Genomic DNA, 16064 nt, shown 5'->3' on the forward strand with positions numbered 1-16064 from the left:
CTCCATTGGGCGGTGCTCGCAATGTGGCGGCCCGCGCCTCGGCACGAGCGCACGGCGGGAGATATTCGCTGCCAAGTGCGACCGGATGGGACCTTGTCGACTAACAGACGTTAAGCCGCTCGATCGTGCAAGACCGCGCGAGGAGTCGAACCATGGCCAGCCTCGCCCACGCTCCTGTTGATCGATCGCGCGAACGCGGGCCTGCGTCGAGCAGGCGCACGCTGGACGCGATGAACTTCTTCCTCGCCGACGTGCGCGACGGGCTGGGGCCGTACCTGGCGATCTACCTGGTCGCGGTGCGCGGGCCGGCGCACGGGTGGAACGAGCAGACGGTCGGGCTGGTGCTGACGATCGCGGGCATTGTGGGATTGCTGTCGCAGACGCCCGCGGGCGGGTTGATCGACCGCAGCCGCAACAAGCCGCGCGTGGTGATGGTCGCAGCGCTGCTGGTGACGCTGAGCAGCCTGTCGCTGCCGGTGGTGAGCGGCTTCACCGTGGTGACGATCACGCAGTCGATCGCGGCGGCGGCGGGCGCGGTGTTCGCGCCGGCGATCTCGGCGATTTCGCTGGGGATCGTCGGACCGAAGCTGTTCGCGAAGCGCGTCGGGCGCAACGAAGCGTTCAACCACGGCGGCAACGCGGTGTCGGCGGCGCTGGCGGGTGCGTTGGCATGGAAGTTCGGTCCCGTTGTCGTGTTCTGGATGATGGCGGTGCTGACTGCGCTGAGCATCGCGGCGACCGCGCGGTTGAACAATCGCGACATCGACAATGCGGTCGCGCGCGGGCTCGACTGCGAGCCCGACGAGGAATGCGAGACGCAGAGCGCGTGGCGCACGCTGCTGGAGAACAAGCCGCTGCGCACCTTTGCCGCGATCGCCTTTGCATTTCACCTCGCCAATGCGGCGATGCTGACGTCGGTCAGCCAGCAGCTCGCGCGGACGGTGGGGAAGGATTTGGCGACGTCGCTGACCGCAGCGTGCATCGTCGCGGCGCAATTGGTGATGGTGCCGGTCGCGCTGATCGCGGGGCGCAAGGCGGACACATGGGGGACCAAGCCGATCTTCCTCGTCGGTTTCGCGTTCTTGACGCTGCGCGGTGTGCTCTACACGCTGTCGAGCGATCCGTGGTGGCTGGTGGGAGTCCAAGCGCTCGATGGTGTCGGTGCGGGCATCTTCGGCGCGCTATTTCCGATCGTGATCGCCGATCTGACCAAGGGCACCGGGCGATTCAACGTCAGCCAGGGGGCGGTGGCGACCGCGCAGGGGCTGGGCGCGGCACTGTCCGCGTCGCTGGCGGGCGCGATCATCGTGCGGGCGGGCTATTCGGTCAGTTTCCTGACGCTGGCGGCGATCGCGGGGGCGGGGTTGCTGTTGTACCTGTTCGCGATGCCGGAGACGAAGAAGGGAGCCGCGGGGGACGGGCACGCTGCTGCGTGAGCAGAAGAAGCGCGATCCCGGCTCAGGGCCGGGATGACGGGTGAGGCAGGCAGCGGTTCTTGTTGGGCCTACCCACCCCCGGCCCCTCCCTTCAGGGCGGGGAGAGGTACGTCACATCGCCTTTAGCAGCTCCGCGATATCGACAAAGGCGAAGCCGACCGAGCTGTCGGCGATGCCGTAGGGCATGAACAATTTGTCGCCGTGGCGCATCGCGCCGCAGGTGTAGACGACGTTCGGGACATAGCCTTCGCGGTCCTGGTCGGCGGCGGCGAGGATCGGTTGCTGGGTGCGGCCGATCACCTTGGATGGGTCATCCTTGTCGAGCAGCGCGGCGCCGATCGAATATTTGCGCATCGCGCCGACGCCGTGGGTCAGCAGCAGCCAGCCCTCGTCGATCTCGATCGGCGGGCCGCAATTGCCGATCTGCACGAACTCCCACGGATATTCGGGCTTGAGGATCAATTGCCCGTCGTCCCAGTGCGTCAGGTCGTCGGTCGAGAGCAGGTAAAGGTTCTCGCCGTCCTGCCGTCCGATCGACAGATAACGGCCGCCGACCTTGCGCGGGAACAAGGCGATGCCCTTGTTGCGCGCGGCGGTGCCCGTCATCGGCACGAGGTCGAACTGGCGGAAGTCGCGCGTGCGCAGCAGCTCCGACTGGATCGTCGCGCCGTTATAGGCGGTGTAGGTGCCGAGCCATTCGACCTGGCCGTCGTCGTGCGTGAAGTGGACGAGGCGCAAATCCTCCAGCCCCTTCGACTGCGCGTCGGTGATCGGGAAGATGACGGTGCCAGAGAGCGTGCTGTCGCGGTGGCGATAGACGGTGACGGGACCGACCGGCGCTTCCTCCTCGTCGCTGCCGACCGCGTCGGCGGCGGTGGCGAACGGCGGCTCGGGCGCGAGTTTGAGCTCGTTATCCTCGCCGATGATGCCTTCGCGGAAGGCAACGGAGGAGATGTGCCCCTCCCCCACCGAGCGCAAGGACATGAGGATGCGCTGCGAGCCCGGCGACATGCCCGACTGGTCGGGGTGCGGCACCGCGCTGGGATTCATCAGCGCGGCGGCGGCGTAGCTATATTCGTGACAGAAGTAGGCGCCGATCAGCTGGCGCTTCTCGTCGTCGATCCGGCTGCCGTCGAGCCCATGCGCGGCGGCGATCTCGTCGTAGCGCGTCATGAACACGCGCCGCGTCTGCCAGTGGCGCGCCTCGAAGTCCTTGAGCACGAGCTCGAGCTGGTCGCGCGCCTGCTGCGCGTCCATCTCGAGCACTTCGTTGATCAAGCGCTGCGACCGGCTGATCCCGCTGCCGTTGGCGAGCCAGCCGATATGGAACGGGCGCACCACGACGCGCGACGGATCGGCGTGAAGCCGCAGCCGATGATTGAACAGGTTCAAGGGAATTACGCCTCGCGAAATCGTCTGTGCGTTGCGCGACGCGTCCGGTTACGCGGCGGCGCGCGCCTTCCCTGCCACGGCTCCGGCCCGCTTTGAAAGCCCCGAAATCGCGCAACTCGCCAATTGCAGCGCCAGGATGCTCTCCGCGCCCTGGTTGCGGTTCAGCCCCGCAGGCATCAGCCCGTCGAAACAACCGCCGTCACGCGCGGTGGCGAGCGGGAGGTCGAGGTCGTTCGCGCCAAGGAACCAGTTGTACGCGCGCGTCGCTTCCGCCAGCCAGTGGCGGTCGCCGGTTGCCTCGAACGCAGCGGCGCATGCCTCGACGGTGCCCTGCGCTTCGAGCGGCTGCTGATCGTAGGGCAAGGGTTCGGCATATTCGCGGCCGAAACTCTCCGACCCGACTGCGCGGAAGTGGCCCTCTGGCGAGGTCTGCTTCGCCATGATCCAGCGCAGCGTCTCGATCCCGCAATCGATCAGATCCTGCCGCCCGAGCGCGGTGCCGGCGCGGATCAGCCCTTCGGGCAAGCGCGCATTGTCATAGGCGAGTACGATCTCGAACCAGCCCCATTCGGGGCGCCGCGCATCGTCCAGCAGCGCGAGGTGCTGCGCGGGGAAGCGCTCCAGGATTTCGAGCGCCAGCGGGTGGTTGGGCGAAGCCTCCAGCATCGCCGCGGCGCCGAGCATCGCGAAGGATTGCGCGCGCGGGCTGCCGAGATCGAAGGCGAGGCTCGCGGTCATGTCGAACATCGCGGTCGCCCAGTCGCGGTGCTTCGCCTCCGCCGCGTCGCGCGCGGTGACGCCGAGCGCCCAGAGCGTGCGACCGTTCGAATCCTCCGACCCGACGTCCTCGCACCAAGTGCGATCGAAGTTCATGAAGTTGCGGAAGCGGCGACGGTCCGGGTTCCAGGCGTATTGCACGAACGACGCGTAGATCGTCATCCACTTGTCGCGGGTGACCGCGTCGACATCGGCCATCTGCGTCATCAGGATCAGCGCGCGCGCATTGTCGTCGATGCAATAGCCGTGGCGGCGATCGGGGATCGAGAAGATCGAATGCTGGAGCATGCCCGTAGAGTCGCTCATCCGCTCGACAGCGGCGAGGTCGGCGGGCAGTGCCTTGAGCGACGCCGCCGATCCGGCGGCGAGCCGTTTAGGGTGCGTGGTAATGCTGCGTGCGATTTCGTTCATGGCCTTCTCCGCCACGGCGGGCCAGATCATGGTGCGCCCCCGTGCATAGGCGCGCTGCGACAGCCGGCCCAGGTTGCGCTCGCTGCCGAGCAGGTCGTTGATCTCGCGCGCGAAGGCGGCGACATCCTTGAAATCGACGAGAACGCCGTGGCCGTCGGCCAGGATCTCTGTCGCGTGAACGTAGGGCGTGGAAATCACCGCCTTGCCGACGCCGACCGCGTAGGAGAGCGTGCCGCTCGTGATCTGCGCGGGGTTCAGGTACGGCGTCGCGTAAATGTCGGCGGCCTGGAGGTAGTCGATCAAATCGTCGTGATCGACGAAGGCGTCGATGAAGGCGACATTGTGGTCGACGCCCAAGCTGGCGGCGAGCGCCTTCAAGCGGTCGCGGTACGCCTCGCCCTCGTGCGCGACGAGGCTGGGGTGCGTCGCGCCGAGCACGACATAGGCGGCGTCGGGGTGGCGCGCGACGACCGCGGGCATCGCCTCAATCACCGTCTCGATCCCCTTGCCGGGGCTCAAGAGGCCGAAGGTGAAGATGATGCGCTTGCCCTGCCAGCCGAAGCGCGCCTTGAACGCGTCGGGCGACACGAAGGGGCGATCGGGCACGCCGTGCGGGATCACCGCGATCGAGGCGGGGTTGGCGCCGTAGACGCGCTGCAGGATCTCGCGACCGCGTTCGGCCATCACGATGACCTTGGCGGCGCGGCGCAGCAGCCCTTCGAGCACCGCGCGCTCCTGCGTGCCCGGCTTCTCCAGCACGGTGTGGAGCGTGACGATCAGCGGCACGGTGGTGCGATCGAGCAGTTCGAGGATGTGCGCACCCGCGTCGCCGCCGAAGATGCCATATTCGTGCTGGAGCCACAGCGCCTGCGCGCCGCTCGCCTCGATCGCGCGCGCGGTCGAGATATAGGCGGCACGGTCATGCTGCGCGATCGCGCCGGTCACCGCCTCCGGGTAGTCGTAGCGGCCGGGGTGGTCGTCCATTGCGTAGACGTCGACGCGGGTATCGGGAAAACGCTTTCGCAGAGCCTCGTAAGTGTCGGTCGTGAACGTGGCGATGCCGCACTTACGCGGCAGGAAATTCCCGATCAGGGCGATGTGCTTGACCGCGCCCGGCTCGACCGACTGCTTCATCCTTCTACCTTTGCTGGCTTGGCAAGCAGTCGTGACGGACCGCCGCTTGCCTACCCAACGGGTAGATGAAGGTTTAGTTGCACGCGTTCTTGCCGCAGCGCAGCATGGCTAGAGGCGCAGGTATGAATCAACCACGCCCGCGATATCCGGGCACGCCCTGATCGGGCAGCCACAGCCCCTCGGGCGGGGCACCCGATTGCCAGAACACGTCGATCGGCATGCCGCCGCGCGGATACCAGTAACCGCCGATACGCAGCCACCGCGGGCCCATCTCGCGGAACAGCCGCTCGCCGATGCCGACGGTGCAATCCTCGTGGAATGCATTGTGGTTGCGGAAGGAGCCGAGGAACAGCTTCAAGGACTTCGACTCGACGATCGTCTCGGCAGGCACATAGTCGATCACCAGATGCGCGAAGTCTGGCTGGCTCGTCACCGGGCAGAGCGAGGTGAACTCGGGCTGGGTGAAGCGGATCAGGTAGGTCTGGTTCGGGCGGGGATTGGGGACGTAGTCGAGTACGGCTTCCTCGGGCGAGGTGGGAAGCGGCACCGACTGGCCGAGATGGGTGGGGGCAAGGGTCATGCGCGGCGAGATAGGAGCGGCGATCGCTCGCGTCACCTGCCGGTTTGTTTCGCGCGCGCCCACGCGCTAAGGCGCCGAGCAATCATGGCCGACCAAACCGACACCAAGCGCGACTGGCGCGACACCGTCTTCCTGCCGAAGACCGACTTTCCGATGAAGGCGGGCCTCGCGCAGAAGGAGCCCGCGATCCTGGCGCGGTGGCAGCAGATGGGGCTGTACGACCGGCTGCGCGAGGCACGCGCGGGGCGGACACGCTGGATCCTGCACGACGGCCCCCCCTACGCCAACGGCGACATCCACATGGGCCATGCGATGAACAAGGTGCTGAAGGACGTGATCGTCCGCAGCCGATCGCTGATGGGATACGACGCGCCCTACGTGCCGGGTTGGGACTGCCACGGTTTGCCGATCGAGTGGAAGGTCGAGGAAGCCTATCGCGCCAAGAAGCTCGACAAGGACCAGGTGCCGGTCGACCAGTTCCGCGCCGAATGCCGCGCCTATGCCGACAAATGGGTCGCGGTGCAGGCGGACGAGTTCCAGCGGCTGGGCGTGATGGGCGACTGGGCCGACCCGTACCTCACCATGAAGTACGCGGCCGAGGCGACGATCGCGGGCGAGCTGTTGAAGTTCGCGGAGAGCGGGCAGCTTTATCGTGGTGCCAAGCCGGTGATGTGGAGCCCGGTCGAGAAGACCGCACTCGCCGAGGCCGAGGTCGAATATGAGGACGTCGTGTCGACGCAGATCGACGTCGCGTTCGAGATCACCGACGCGCCGAACGCGCCCGAGCTGGTCGGCGCGCACGCGGTGATCTGGACCACGACGCCGTGGACGATCCCGGTGAACCAGGCGTTGGCCTATGGGGAGGACGTTGAGTACGTCCGCATTTGCCCCAACTTCGACAAAAACCTTTCCGAAGACGCTTGGGTCAACGACTTTCAAGGCAAGACGCTACTCATCGCGGAGCCGCTCATAGAGGCGGTTCAGAAGCGATTAGGCTTCACGAGCTACCAGTCACTCGGCCCGACGACGGGCAAGGAACTAGCCGGCGCGCTCGCGCGTCACCCGATGCATCACCTCGGCGGGTTCTTCGCCAATCCGCGGCCGTTGCTGCCGGGTGACTTCGTGACCACCGACGCCGGCACGGGCCTCGTCCACATGTCGCCCGACCACGGCGAGGACGACTTCTTGCTCTGCAAGCAGTACGGGATCGAGCCGGTGTTCGCCGTCGATGGCGCGGGCTTCTACCGCGCGGACTGGGCCTGGCTGGGTGGCCAGGGCAGCGTCATCAATAAGAAGTTCGTGTCGGCCGAGGGGCCGATCTGCGCCGATTTGCGCGAGGCGGGGGCGCTGATGGCAGCGTCGGACGACTTCAAGCACTCTTATCCGCACTCGTGGCGGTCGAAGGCGAAGGTGATCCAGCGCGCCACCCCGCAATGGTTCATCCCGATGGATGTGCCTGCGGGTCAGGCGCGCGCGGCGGGGATCGCTGATAAGCCCTCTCCCCTCTGGGGAGAGGGTTTGGGTGAGGGGCAGCCCAGCAATGCTGCGCTCGGTGAGACTTCGGCCCCTCACCCCAACCCTCTCCCCCACGGGGAGAGGGAGCAGGGGAACGCCCCCACGCTGCGCAACCTCGCACTCGATGCGATCGCGCGGACGCGGTGGGTGCCGGCGCGCGCCGAGAACCGGATCACTGCGATGGTGGAGGGGCGGCCCGACTGGGTGATCTCGCGCCAGCGCGCCTGGGGCGTGCCGATCGCGCTCTACGTCCAACGCGCGAGCGGCCAGTATCTCGCCGACCCCGCGGTCAACGCGCGCATCCTCGACGCGTTCAAGGCGGGCGGCGCCGACGCCTGGTTCACCGCTGACCATCAGCAGTTGCTCGGCGACCGATATGATCTGGCCGAGTACGAGCCGGTCAACGACATCCTCGACGTGTGGTTCGATTCAGGCTCGACCCACGCCTTCGTGGTCGAAGCGCGTTATGGCGAGGGCACGCGCGCGAACCTGTACGTTGAGGGGTCGGACCAGCATCGCGGCTGGTTCCAGTCGTCGTTGCTGGAAAGCTGCGGCACGCGCGGGCGTGCGCCGTACGACGCGGTGCTGACGCACGGCTTCGCGCTCGACGGCAAGGGGCGCAAGATGTCCAAGTCGCTCGGCAACGTCGTCGATCCGCTCAAGATCATCGGCGAGAGCGGCGCGGACATCCTGCGTTTGTGGGCGGTGTCGACCGACTATTTCGACGATATCCGGATTGGCAAGGAAGTGCTGGCGACCGCGTCGGATGCGTATCGCAAGCTGCGCAACACGTTCCGCTACCTGCTGGGCGCACTCGACGGGTTCGGCGAGGACGAGCGCGTTGCGGTTGAGGACATGCCCGAGTTGGAGCGTTACGTGCTCCACCTGCTGCACAAGCTCGACCTGGAACTGCGTAGCGCGGCGGAGGCGTTCGAGTTCAACCGCTACACCCGCGCGCTGACCGACTTCTGCAACGAGGATCTGTCGGCGTTCTTCTTCGACGTGCGCAAGGACTCGCTCTACTGCGACGCGGCGGGCGATCTGAAGCGCCGCGCGTACCGGACCGTGCTCGACACGTTGTTCCATGCGCTGGTGCGCTACGCCGCCCCGGTGCTGGTGTTCACCGCCGAGGAGGTGTGGCAGGCGCGCTTCCCCGACGCAGAGGCGTCGGTCCACCTGCTCGAATGGCCCGAGCTGCCCGAGCAGGCGGCGGAGGACATCGCGCAGCGCTGGCACAAGGTCCGTGCACTTCGCGAGCGCGTTACCGAGGCAATCGAGCCGCTGCGCCGAGAGAAGACGGTGCGATCGAGCCTGGAGGCCGAGGTGACGGTGCCCGAGGCGCCGCTGCCTGCCGATGCTTTGGCCGAGGTGTTCATCGTCGCGAAGGTGAGCGAGGCCGGCACGGTCGACGTCGCGCGGACCGATTACCACAAGTGCGGGCGTTGCTGGCGGCATCTGCCCGAGGTGCACGAGGATGGTGACCTGTGCGCGCGGTGCGACAATGTCGTCGCCGAGGTGGCGGCGTGACGCGCGTGACTCCGCGCGCCGGGCTGGCGCTCGCCGCGATCGTGCTGGTGATCGATCAGCTCGTGAAGTGGCTCGTCACCGGGCCGCTGGGCATCGACTTCCTCGGTGCGTCGCGCACCATCCTGCCGATCTTCGACCTGCGGTTCGTGCAGAACAACGGCGTGTCGCTCGGCATGTTGCGCGCAGAGACGGCGACGATGCGCTGGCTGCTGGTCGCGTTCACGGGCGCGATCGCGGTGGCGGTGGCGGTGTGGATGTGGCGCGAGCCCAAGCGCGGTGACCAACTGGCGCTCGGGCTGGTACTGGGCGGCGCGATCGGCAACATCCTCGATCGCGTGCGGCTGGGCTACGTGGTCGATTTCGCCGACCTGCACTTCGGCGAGTGGCGGCCGTTCCTCGTCTTCAACATCGCCGACGCGGCGATTACGATCGGCGTGCTGATTCTGCTGGTGCGCGCGCTTCTGATCCGCGACAAGCCGGACGAGATTTCGAAGAATTCCTCGGAGAACGTACATGCGTAAGTTGGTGGTCACGGGCGCGGCGCTCGCCGCGGTGGCGTCGCTGTCGGCGTGCGGCAAGAGCGGTTATGACCGCGCGCGGCCCGACGAGTTCGCGGTGGCGCGCCAGGCGCCGCTGGTGATCCCGCCCGACTTCTCGCTGGTCCCGCCGCAGCCGGGTGCCGCGCGGACGCAAGGCACGAACACGCAGGGCCAGACGCTGGAGGCGCTGTTCGGCACCCCCGCACCGCGCAGCCAGGCCGAGGCCGGTGTCGTCGACCAGGCCGGCGGCGACGTGGCGCAGCCCGGCATCCGCAGCGCGGTCGGCGATCCGCAGACCAACGTGATCGACAAGGGCCAGACGACGCGCGACATCATCGCAGCACCTCAGGGCGACGGTCAGGGCGCGCGCGCGGTCGCAGGTGGTGCGAATGCGGGCGCGACGCAGGCGACCGCTCCCTCGCCCGCCGCAACGCCGACGCCCGAGCCGCAGCCGTAAGCGAGGCGGCTCGCCTTTACCTTCGTCGATCGTCACCCCGGACTTGATCCGGGGTCCCGCTTCTCGGGCAAGCGGGTGAGAGGAAGCGGGAGCCCGGCTGGCAGCCGGGATGACGGAAAGCGCTGAGTGGGGGTCACGCGCCCTCGTGCGGCGTCGGTGACACGGCGGCTTCACCAGCAGCGGGAGGCGTGCTGCCGTAGCTGGCCTTACGCGCCGATGGCCCGGCTTACCCCTGCGTCGCGCGGAACACCGCGAGGCCGCGTTCGAGGTCGGCGATGAGGTCGGCCGGGTCCTCCAGCCCGATCTGCAGCCGCACCAGCGATCCAGCGAAGTCGGGCCTGGTCGCGGTGCGATAGCGCGCGGGGTCGATCGGGAGCGCGAGGCTCTCATAGCCGCCCCAGCTGTAGCCGATGCCGAAATGGTCGAGCGTGTCGATCAGCGCGGCGCGCGCGCGCTCGTCGCCGCCGTTCAGCGCGAACGAGAATAGCCCCGACGAGCCGAGGAAGTCGCGCGCGAAGATGCCGTGCCCTGGACAGGACGGCAGCGCAGGGTGGAGGACGCGCGATACTTCGGGGCGCGCATCGAGCCAGTGGGCAATCTCGAGCGCGCTCGCCTGGTGCTGGCGCAGGCGGACCGACATGGTGCGCAGACCCCGACTGCCGAGCCAGGCGTCGTCGGGGCTGGTGACCTGTCCGAGCTGGAAGCTGGTGTCGCGCAGGGCGGCGAAACGGCCCGGGCCGGCCGTGACCGAGCCGAGCATGACGTCCGAATGGCCGACGACATATTTGGTGCAGGCGAGGATCGAATAATCGACACACTTAGCGATCGCGGGGAAGAACAGCGGCGTCGCCCAAGTGTTGTCGAGAATCGTCGCGATCCCGCGCGCCTTGGCGACGGCGACGATCGCGGGCACGTCCTGCACCTCGAACGTCAGGCTGCCGGGCGATTCCATGAAGATCGCGCGCGTGGTGGGGCCGATCAACTCGGCAATGCCTGCGCCCACCAGCGGATCGTAGAAGCGCGCAGCGATGCCGAAGCGTTTGAGCAACCCGGTCGCCATCGAGCGCGTCGGGTCATAGGCGCTGTCCGGCACGAGCAGCTCGTCGCCGGGTGACAGCACCGCCATCAGGCAGGCGGCGATCGCCGCGACGCCCGAGGGGTAGAGGAAGGTACCTTCCGCACCAGGCTCCAGCGACGTCAGCGCGTCGGCGAGGCTCCACTGCGTCGGCGTGCCGCGGCGGCCGTAGAACGGGCGGTGATGCGTGTCGGCCGCGCCGCTCGCGCGCAGGTGCGCGACATCGTCGTAGAGGATGGTCGAGGCGCGCCACACCGGCGTGTTGACGACACCCGCGGTCCATTCGGGCCGGCGGCCGGCGGTGACAACGCGCGTGTCGGGGCGGAGATCTTCGTGGTCGCTCATGCTTCGCCCGTCGCTTTGGGGGTGGCGGGGTCGGCGCCCCATTCGGTCCAGCTGCCGTCGTAGACCGCGGCCTCTTGCCCCAGCAGATGCGCGGCAAAGGCGAGGATGCTGGCGGTGATGCCCGAACCGCAGGTCATCAGCATCGGGCGGTCAGGATCGACGCCGGCGGCGGCGAAGGCGGCGCGCAGGTCCTGCCCGCGCTTCCACGTGCCATCGGGGTTGAAGACCTGCTTATACGGTAGGTTGCGCGCGCCGGGGATGTGGCCGGGCGCGACGCCCGCGCGCGGGTCGGCCTCCGCGCCGGTGAAGCGCGCCGCGCCGCGGGCGTCGACGATCTGCGTGTCGCTATTCAGCGCAGCGCGTACCTGCGCCATGTCGGCGATGTTGCTGCCCTGCGCGCGCGGGGTCGCGTGGCGCGGACGGATGGTGTGCGCGCCGAGGTCGAGCGGTCGTTCTTCCGCGCGCCACTTGGTCAGACCGCCGTCGAGGATCGCGACATCGCTGAAGCCGAACGCGCGCAGCATCACCCAGGCGCGCGCGGCGGTGATGTGCGAGGCGTCGTCGTAGAGGACGATCCGCAACCCGTCGCCGAGCCCGAGCTTCGCCATTCGGCTGGCGAAACGCGCCGCGTTCGGCATGGTCGAGGGGAGCGGGCTGTCCGGGTCGGAGAAGCCGGCGAGGTCCATGAATACTGCGCCCGGCACGTGCCCGGCGGCGAACTCGGCCGCGGCGTCGCGCTTCGGCTCGCCGGGGAGATCGATGTGATAGGTCGCGTCGGCAACGCGTAGGTCACGGTCGCTCAGGTGATCGGCGAGCCACTGGGTGGAGACGAGCGGGTCCATGCCGGCAGCATAGCGGGGTGTGGAGATGGCGCCAGTGTGGGTTGGGCCGGGATCGGCTCTACCTCGTCACCCCGGACTTGATCCGGGGTCTCGCTTCTGCGGCGCTCGGGTGAAGGTAAGCGGGATCCCGGATCAAGTCCGGGATGACGGTGGAGTGCTGCACCGGTCGGACCTGATCTGAACGGCAATCATCAGGGTTCCATGCGCAACCTACCCACCCCCGACGCCTCACTTCCAGGGAGGGGAGTGCTGAACTCAGTAAGGCGGGCCGCTCGCGTCGAGTTGGTCGAGGAACGCCGCCGCCTGCGCGCGGGTCTCGCTGCGGGTCTCGGGCTTCATCCGGTCCCAGGTGCGGTAAGGCATCGCCATGCGGCGATTGGGGCGCAACTTGTCCTCGTTGCGCGCGAGGAAGTCCCAGTAGAGCGCGTTGAACGGGCAGGCGTCCTCGCCGACGCGCTTGGTCACGTCGTAGCGGCAGTGCGCACAATAATCGGACATGCGGTTGATGTACGCGCCCGAGCCCGCGTAGGGTTTCGAGCCGAGCAGCCCGCCGTCGCCGAACTGGCTCATGCCGAGCGTGTTGGGCAGCTCGACCCACTCGTAGGCGTCGATATAGACTTCGAGATACCAGAGGTGGACCTGCTTAGGGTCGGCCCCGATCAGCAGCGCGAAATTGCCGGTGACCATCAGCCGCTGGATATGGTGCGCGTGCGCGGTGGCGAGCGTCTGGCCGAGCGCTTCGCGGAGACAATGCATGTCGGTCTCGCCGGTCCAATACCAATCGGGCAGTGCGCGCGTGTTCCCGAAGTAATTGCGCTCGACATAGTCCGGCCCCTCGCGCCAGTAGATGCCGCGCATATACTCGCGCCAGCCGAGGATCTGGCGGACGTAGCCCTCGACCGAGTTGATCGGCGCCTTGCCCGCGCGGTACGCCGCCTCGGCACGGCGGCACAGGTCGAGCGGATCGAGCAGCCCGGCGTTGAGGTAAGGCGAGAGGATCGAGTGCCACAAATGGCGCTCGCCGGTCAGCATTGCGTCCTCGTAATCGCCGAACTTCTCCAGCGCGTGCGCGAAGAAGGTGTCGGCCTGACGCGCGGCATCCTCGGCGGTGACGGCATAGTCGAAGCCGTCGAGCGTGCCTGGATGATCGGCGAAGCGCGCGGCGACGAGGTCGAGCACGTCCTGCGTCACCGCGTCGGGCCGGAACGCGAGCGGTTGCGGCATGAACAGGTCCTTGTTCGCCGGCTTGCGATTCTCCTTGTCGAAGTTCCACTGCCCGCCGACCGGGTCCTTGCCGTCCATCAGCACGCCGGTGCGCTGACGCATCGCGCGATAGAAATATTCCATGGTCAGGATTTTGCGCGACGCGGCCCAGGCCTCGAAGTCGGCGTGGGTGACGATGAAGCGGTCGTCGGTCAGGATGTCGACGGGCACGCCGAACAACGTCTCCCACGCGTCGAGCATCGCGCGCACGCGCCACTCGCCCGCCTCGGTCACGATGATGCGATCGGGCGCGTGACGCGCGACCGCGCGCGCGACCTCGCCGGTGAAGCTGCCGCTGTTGTCTGGGTCGTCGAACCGGACGTAGTCGACCTGCCAGCCTGCGTCGCGCAGCGTCTGAGCATGATGGCGCATTGCAGACAGGATGAAGGCGATCTTCTGCTTGTGATGGCGGACGTAGGTCGTCTCGTCGGCGACCTCCATCATCTGCACGACCGTGTCCGCCTTATCCGCGGCGGCGAGCGACGATAGCGTCAAGGTGAGTTGATCGCCGAGGACGGGGACGAGCGTGGTCATGCGCGCCCAAACGCATGTTGGGGCGTCAGCGCTCCAGGATCGCGCGGGCGCGCGCGCAATCGGCGTCCATCTGCGCCATCAATGCGTCGAGACTGTCGAACTTCGCCTCAGGGCGGAGAAATTCGATCAGCTCGACCTCGATGCACTGGCCGTACAAATCGCCGGAGAAGTCGAAGAAAAAGGGTTCGAGCAATTCCTTCGGCGGCTCGAACTGGGGGCGGATGCCGAGATTGGCAGCGCCGTTCAGCACGCGCCCGTCCGGCAGGTGCCCACGCACCGCGTAGATCCCGTAGGCGGGTCGCAGATACTTGCCCATGTCGAGGTTGGCGGTCGGATAGCCGATGGTGCGGCCGACCTTGTCACCGTGCTGCACCACGCCCTCGATTGCAAAGGGTCGCGTGAGCAGCCGCGCCGCGCCCGCGGGGTCGCCGGCGCGCAGCAGCTCGCGGATGCGAGTGGAGGACACCGTCTCACCGTGGAGCGCGACCGCACCGACCGTCTCGGCGGTGAAGCCGAGTGCGTTGCCGAACGCCGCGAGACCCGCCGCATCGCCGACCTTGCCCTTGCCAAAGGTGAAATCCTCCCCGGTGACGACGCCCGCGACCTGCAGCCGATCGACCAGCCGCTCGACCACGAACTGCTCGGCGGTCAGCGCGGCAAAGGCGGCGTCGAAAGAGAAGACGACGGTCGCATCGGCGCCCGCGGCGGCGAATAACCGCTCGCGCTGGTCGAGCGTGGAGAGACGGAACGGCGCGGTGTCGGGGCGGAAGAAGCGCACCGGGTGGGGATCGAAGGTGGCGACGAGGGCGGGCCGCCCTTCGGCCCGCGCGCGCTCGACCGCGCGCGCGACGACCGCCTGGTGGCCGAGGTGAAATCCGTCGAAATTACCGAGCGCGACGACGCCGCCGGCGAGATGCGGCGGGACCGGGGCGCTGCCGTCGAGGCGCTCCATGCCGGGCGCTCTAGGGTGCGCGGTGGCGGGCGGCAAGTCCGCGGGCGCTCACCGCTCCAGCCGGACGAAGCTGTAGGCGGGGCGCGTGCCCTCCGCCGGGTGATCAACGCGCGATACCTCGCGCCAGCCGGTGAACGCGGGCACGATCGCGTCGCCCTCGGGTGTCGCGTGAACCTCGGTCAGCTCGATCGCGTCGGCGCGGGGCAGATAGAGCGCGAAGATCTCCGCGCCGCCGATCACCGCGACGTGTGCGCCCGCGATGCGGAGCGCGGCGGCGGAATCGTGGACCACCTCCGCGCCCGGTGCCTTCCAGCTACGGTCGCGCGTCAGCACGACGTGGCGGCGGCCGGGCAGCGGGGCCGGAAAGCTCTCGAACGTCTTGCGTCCCATCACCATCGCGCGGCCGGTAGTCAGCGCCTTGAAATGGCGCAAGTCGGCGGGGAGGTGCCACGGCAGCTTGCCATCAACGCCGATCACGCCGTTCTTCGCGCGAGCGAGGACGAAGATGACGCTCACCTCGTGCGGCTCATAACGACTGTCCGTCGTCGACGTCGATCACACTGCCGGTGACGTGCGCCGAGGCGTCGGAGGCGAAGAAGGTCAGCATGTCGTCGAGCGCGTCGATCGGCAGCAGGCGGCGGCGGTGCCATCCGGCGATCTGCGCGCGGCCGCCCTCGGTCGCGAACCAGTCGCCGTTGATCTCGGTCTGGATGTAGCCGGGCTGGATCGTGTTGACGTTGATGCCGGCGCGCACCCACTCGCGCGCGAAATTGCGCCCGAGATGCGCGACCGCGGCCTTGCTCGCAGCATAAGCAGCGTCACCGGTCGCGGTCTGGTGCGACGTCATCGATCCGATCAGCACGACCCGGCCGTGCCCGCGCTCGCGCGCACCGGCGGCGATCAGGCGACGCGCGCCCTCGCGGACGGTCAGGAACACGCCGGTGAAGTTCGTGTCGATCGTTGAGCGGATGAGGTCGGCGGACAGGTCGGTCGAGCGGCCGGGATTGGCTTGGCCCGCGTTGGCGACGATCGTGTCGACGGTGCCGAAATGCGCCTCGGCGGCGTCATAGGCGCCAGCGATCGACGCCTCGTCGGTGACGTCGAGCTCAAGCGGCAGTGCGGCGTCACCGAGCCGGTCGGCGAGCGCCTGGACCCGCTCGACGCGCCGCGCGCCGATTGCGACCCGTGCGCCGCTGGCAACGAACAGCTCAGCGAAATGCGCGCCCAGCCCTGACGACGCTCCGGTGATAAGCGCGACGCGCCCGGTCAGGTCGAATGCCATCTG

The 16064-nt window shown here is 68.1% G+C and carries 13 protein-coding genes; 4 read left to right on the forward strand and 9 right to left on the reverse strand.

Annotated features, from left to right (window positions below; all coding sequences use genetic code 11):
• Positions 1–152 precede the first annotated feature (152 nt).
• The gene (locus HRV97_RS13775; protein ID WP_174194859.1) at positions 153–1436 is read left to right on the forward strand and encodes an MFS transporter; all 1284 of its coding nucleotides are present in this window, start codon (positions 153–155) and stop codon (positions 1434–1436) included.
• Between the two features lie 111 nt (positions 1437–1547).
• On the opposite strand, the gene HRV97_RS13780 is transcribed toward HRV97_RS13775, so the two are convergent.
• The 3 genes from HRV97_RS13780 to queF form a co-directional block, all read right to left on the reverse strand.
• Positions 1548–2828, reverse strand: coding sequence for a glycoside hydrolase family 130 protein (locus tag HRV97_RS13780; RefSeq protein ID WP_174194860.1), 1281 nt, complete (start codon positions 2826–2828; stop codon positions 1548–1550).
• A 48-nt stretch (positions 2829–2876) separates the two neighbouring features.
• Positions 2877–5150, reverse strand: coding sequence for a glycosyltransferase family 4 protein (locus tag HRV97_RS13785; RefSeq protein ID WP_174194861.1), 2274 nt, complete (start codon positions 5148–5150; stop codon positions 2877–2879).
• A 127-nt stretch (positions 5151–5277) separates the two neighbouring features.
• Positions 5278–5730: a preQ(1) synthase gene (gene queF / locus HRV97_RS13790; protein ID WP_174194862.1), complete on the reverse strand. Its 453-nt coding sequence runs from the start codon at positions 5728–5730 to the stop codon at positions 5278–5280.
• A gap of 84 nt (positions 5731–5814) precedes the next feature.
• Here queF and ileS point away from each other — a divergent pair, with 84 nt between their 5' ends.
• From ileS to HRV97_RS13805, 3 genes are read left to right on the forward strand one after another with little or no spacing between them, the layout of a single operon-like run.
• Positions 5815–8772, forward strand: a complete 2958-nt coding sequence (gene ileS / locus HRV97_RS13795; protein WP_174194863.1) for an isoleucine--tRNA ligase — start codon at positions 5815–5817, stop codon at positions 8770–8772.
• Positions 8769–9293 carry a signal peptidase II gene (gene lspA, locus HRV97_RS13800; RefSeq protein WP_174194864.1) on the forward strand — a complete coding sequence of 175 codons (525 nt, stop codon included), beginning with the start codon at positions 8769–8771 and terminating at the stop codon, positions 9291–9293. The genes ileS and lspA overlap by 4 nt, the downstream gene beginning before the upstream one ends.
• On the forward strand, positions 9286–9768 hold the full coding sequence (locus HRV97_RS13805) for a DUF3035 domain-containing protein (RefSeq protein ID WP_174194865.1): 483 nt from the start codon (positions 9286–9288) through the stop codon (positions 9766–9768). The genes lspA and HRV97_RS13805 overlap by 8 nt, the downstream gene beginning before the upstream one ends.
• 226 nt (positions 9769–9994) lie before the next feature.
• Here the strand turns inward: HRV97_RS13805 and metC are convergent, their stop codons facing one another.
• From metC to HRV97_RS13835, 6 genes are all read right to left on the reverse strand, one after another.
• Positions 9995–11188, reverse strand: a complete 1194-nt coding sequence (gene metC, locus HRV97_RS13810; RefSeq protein WP_174194866.1) for a cystathionine beta-lyase — start codon at positions 11186–11188, stop codon at positions 9995–9997.
• Positions 11185–12030, reverse strand: coding sequence for a sulfurtransferase (locus HRV97_RS13815; RefSeq protein ID WP_174194867.1), 846 nt, complete (start codon positions 12028–12030; stop codon positions 11185–11187). The genes metC and HRV97_RS13815 overlap by 4 nt, the downstream gene beginning before the upstream one ends.
• Before the next feature lie 255 nt (positions 12031–12285).
• Positions 12286–13827 carry a cryptochrome/photolyase family protein gene (locus HRV97_RS13820; RefSeq protein WP_174194868.1) on the reverse strand — a complete coding sequence of 514 codons (1542 nt, stop codon included), beginning with the start codon at positions 13825–13827 and terminating at the stop codon, positions 12286–12288.
• Positions 13828–13852: 25 nt separating this feature from the next.
• Positions 13853–14779, reverse strand: coding sequence for a bifunctional riboflavin kinase/FAD synthetase (locus tag HRV97_RS13825; protein WP_174194869.1), 927 nt, complete (start codon positions 14777–14779; stop codon positions 13853–13855).
• Between the two features lie 48 nt (positions 14780–14827).
• The gene (locus HRV97_RS13830; RefSeq protein WP_174194870.1) at positions 14828–15295 is read right to left on the reverse strand and encodes a dihydrofolate reductase; all 468 of its coding nucleotides are present in this window, start codon (positions 15293–15295) and stop codon (positions 14828–14830) included.
• A 10-nt stretch (positions 15296–15305) separates the two neighbouring features.
• A complete protein-coding gene (locus tag HRV97_RS13835) occupies positions 15306–16061 on the reverse strand; it encodes an SDR family NAD(P)-dependent oxidoreductase (RefSeq protein WP_174194871.1) in 756 nt (251 codons plus the stop codon).
• Positions 16062–16064: the final 3 nt, after the last annotated feature.

This window comes from Sphingomonas hominis, assembly GCF_013328205.1.
In the GTDB taxonomy this organism is placed as follows: domain Bacteria; phylum Pseudomonadota; class Alphaproteobacteria; order Sphingomonadales; family Sphingomonadaceae; genus Sphingomonas; species Sphingomonas hominis.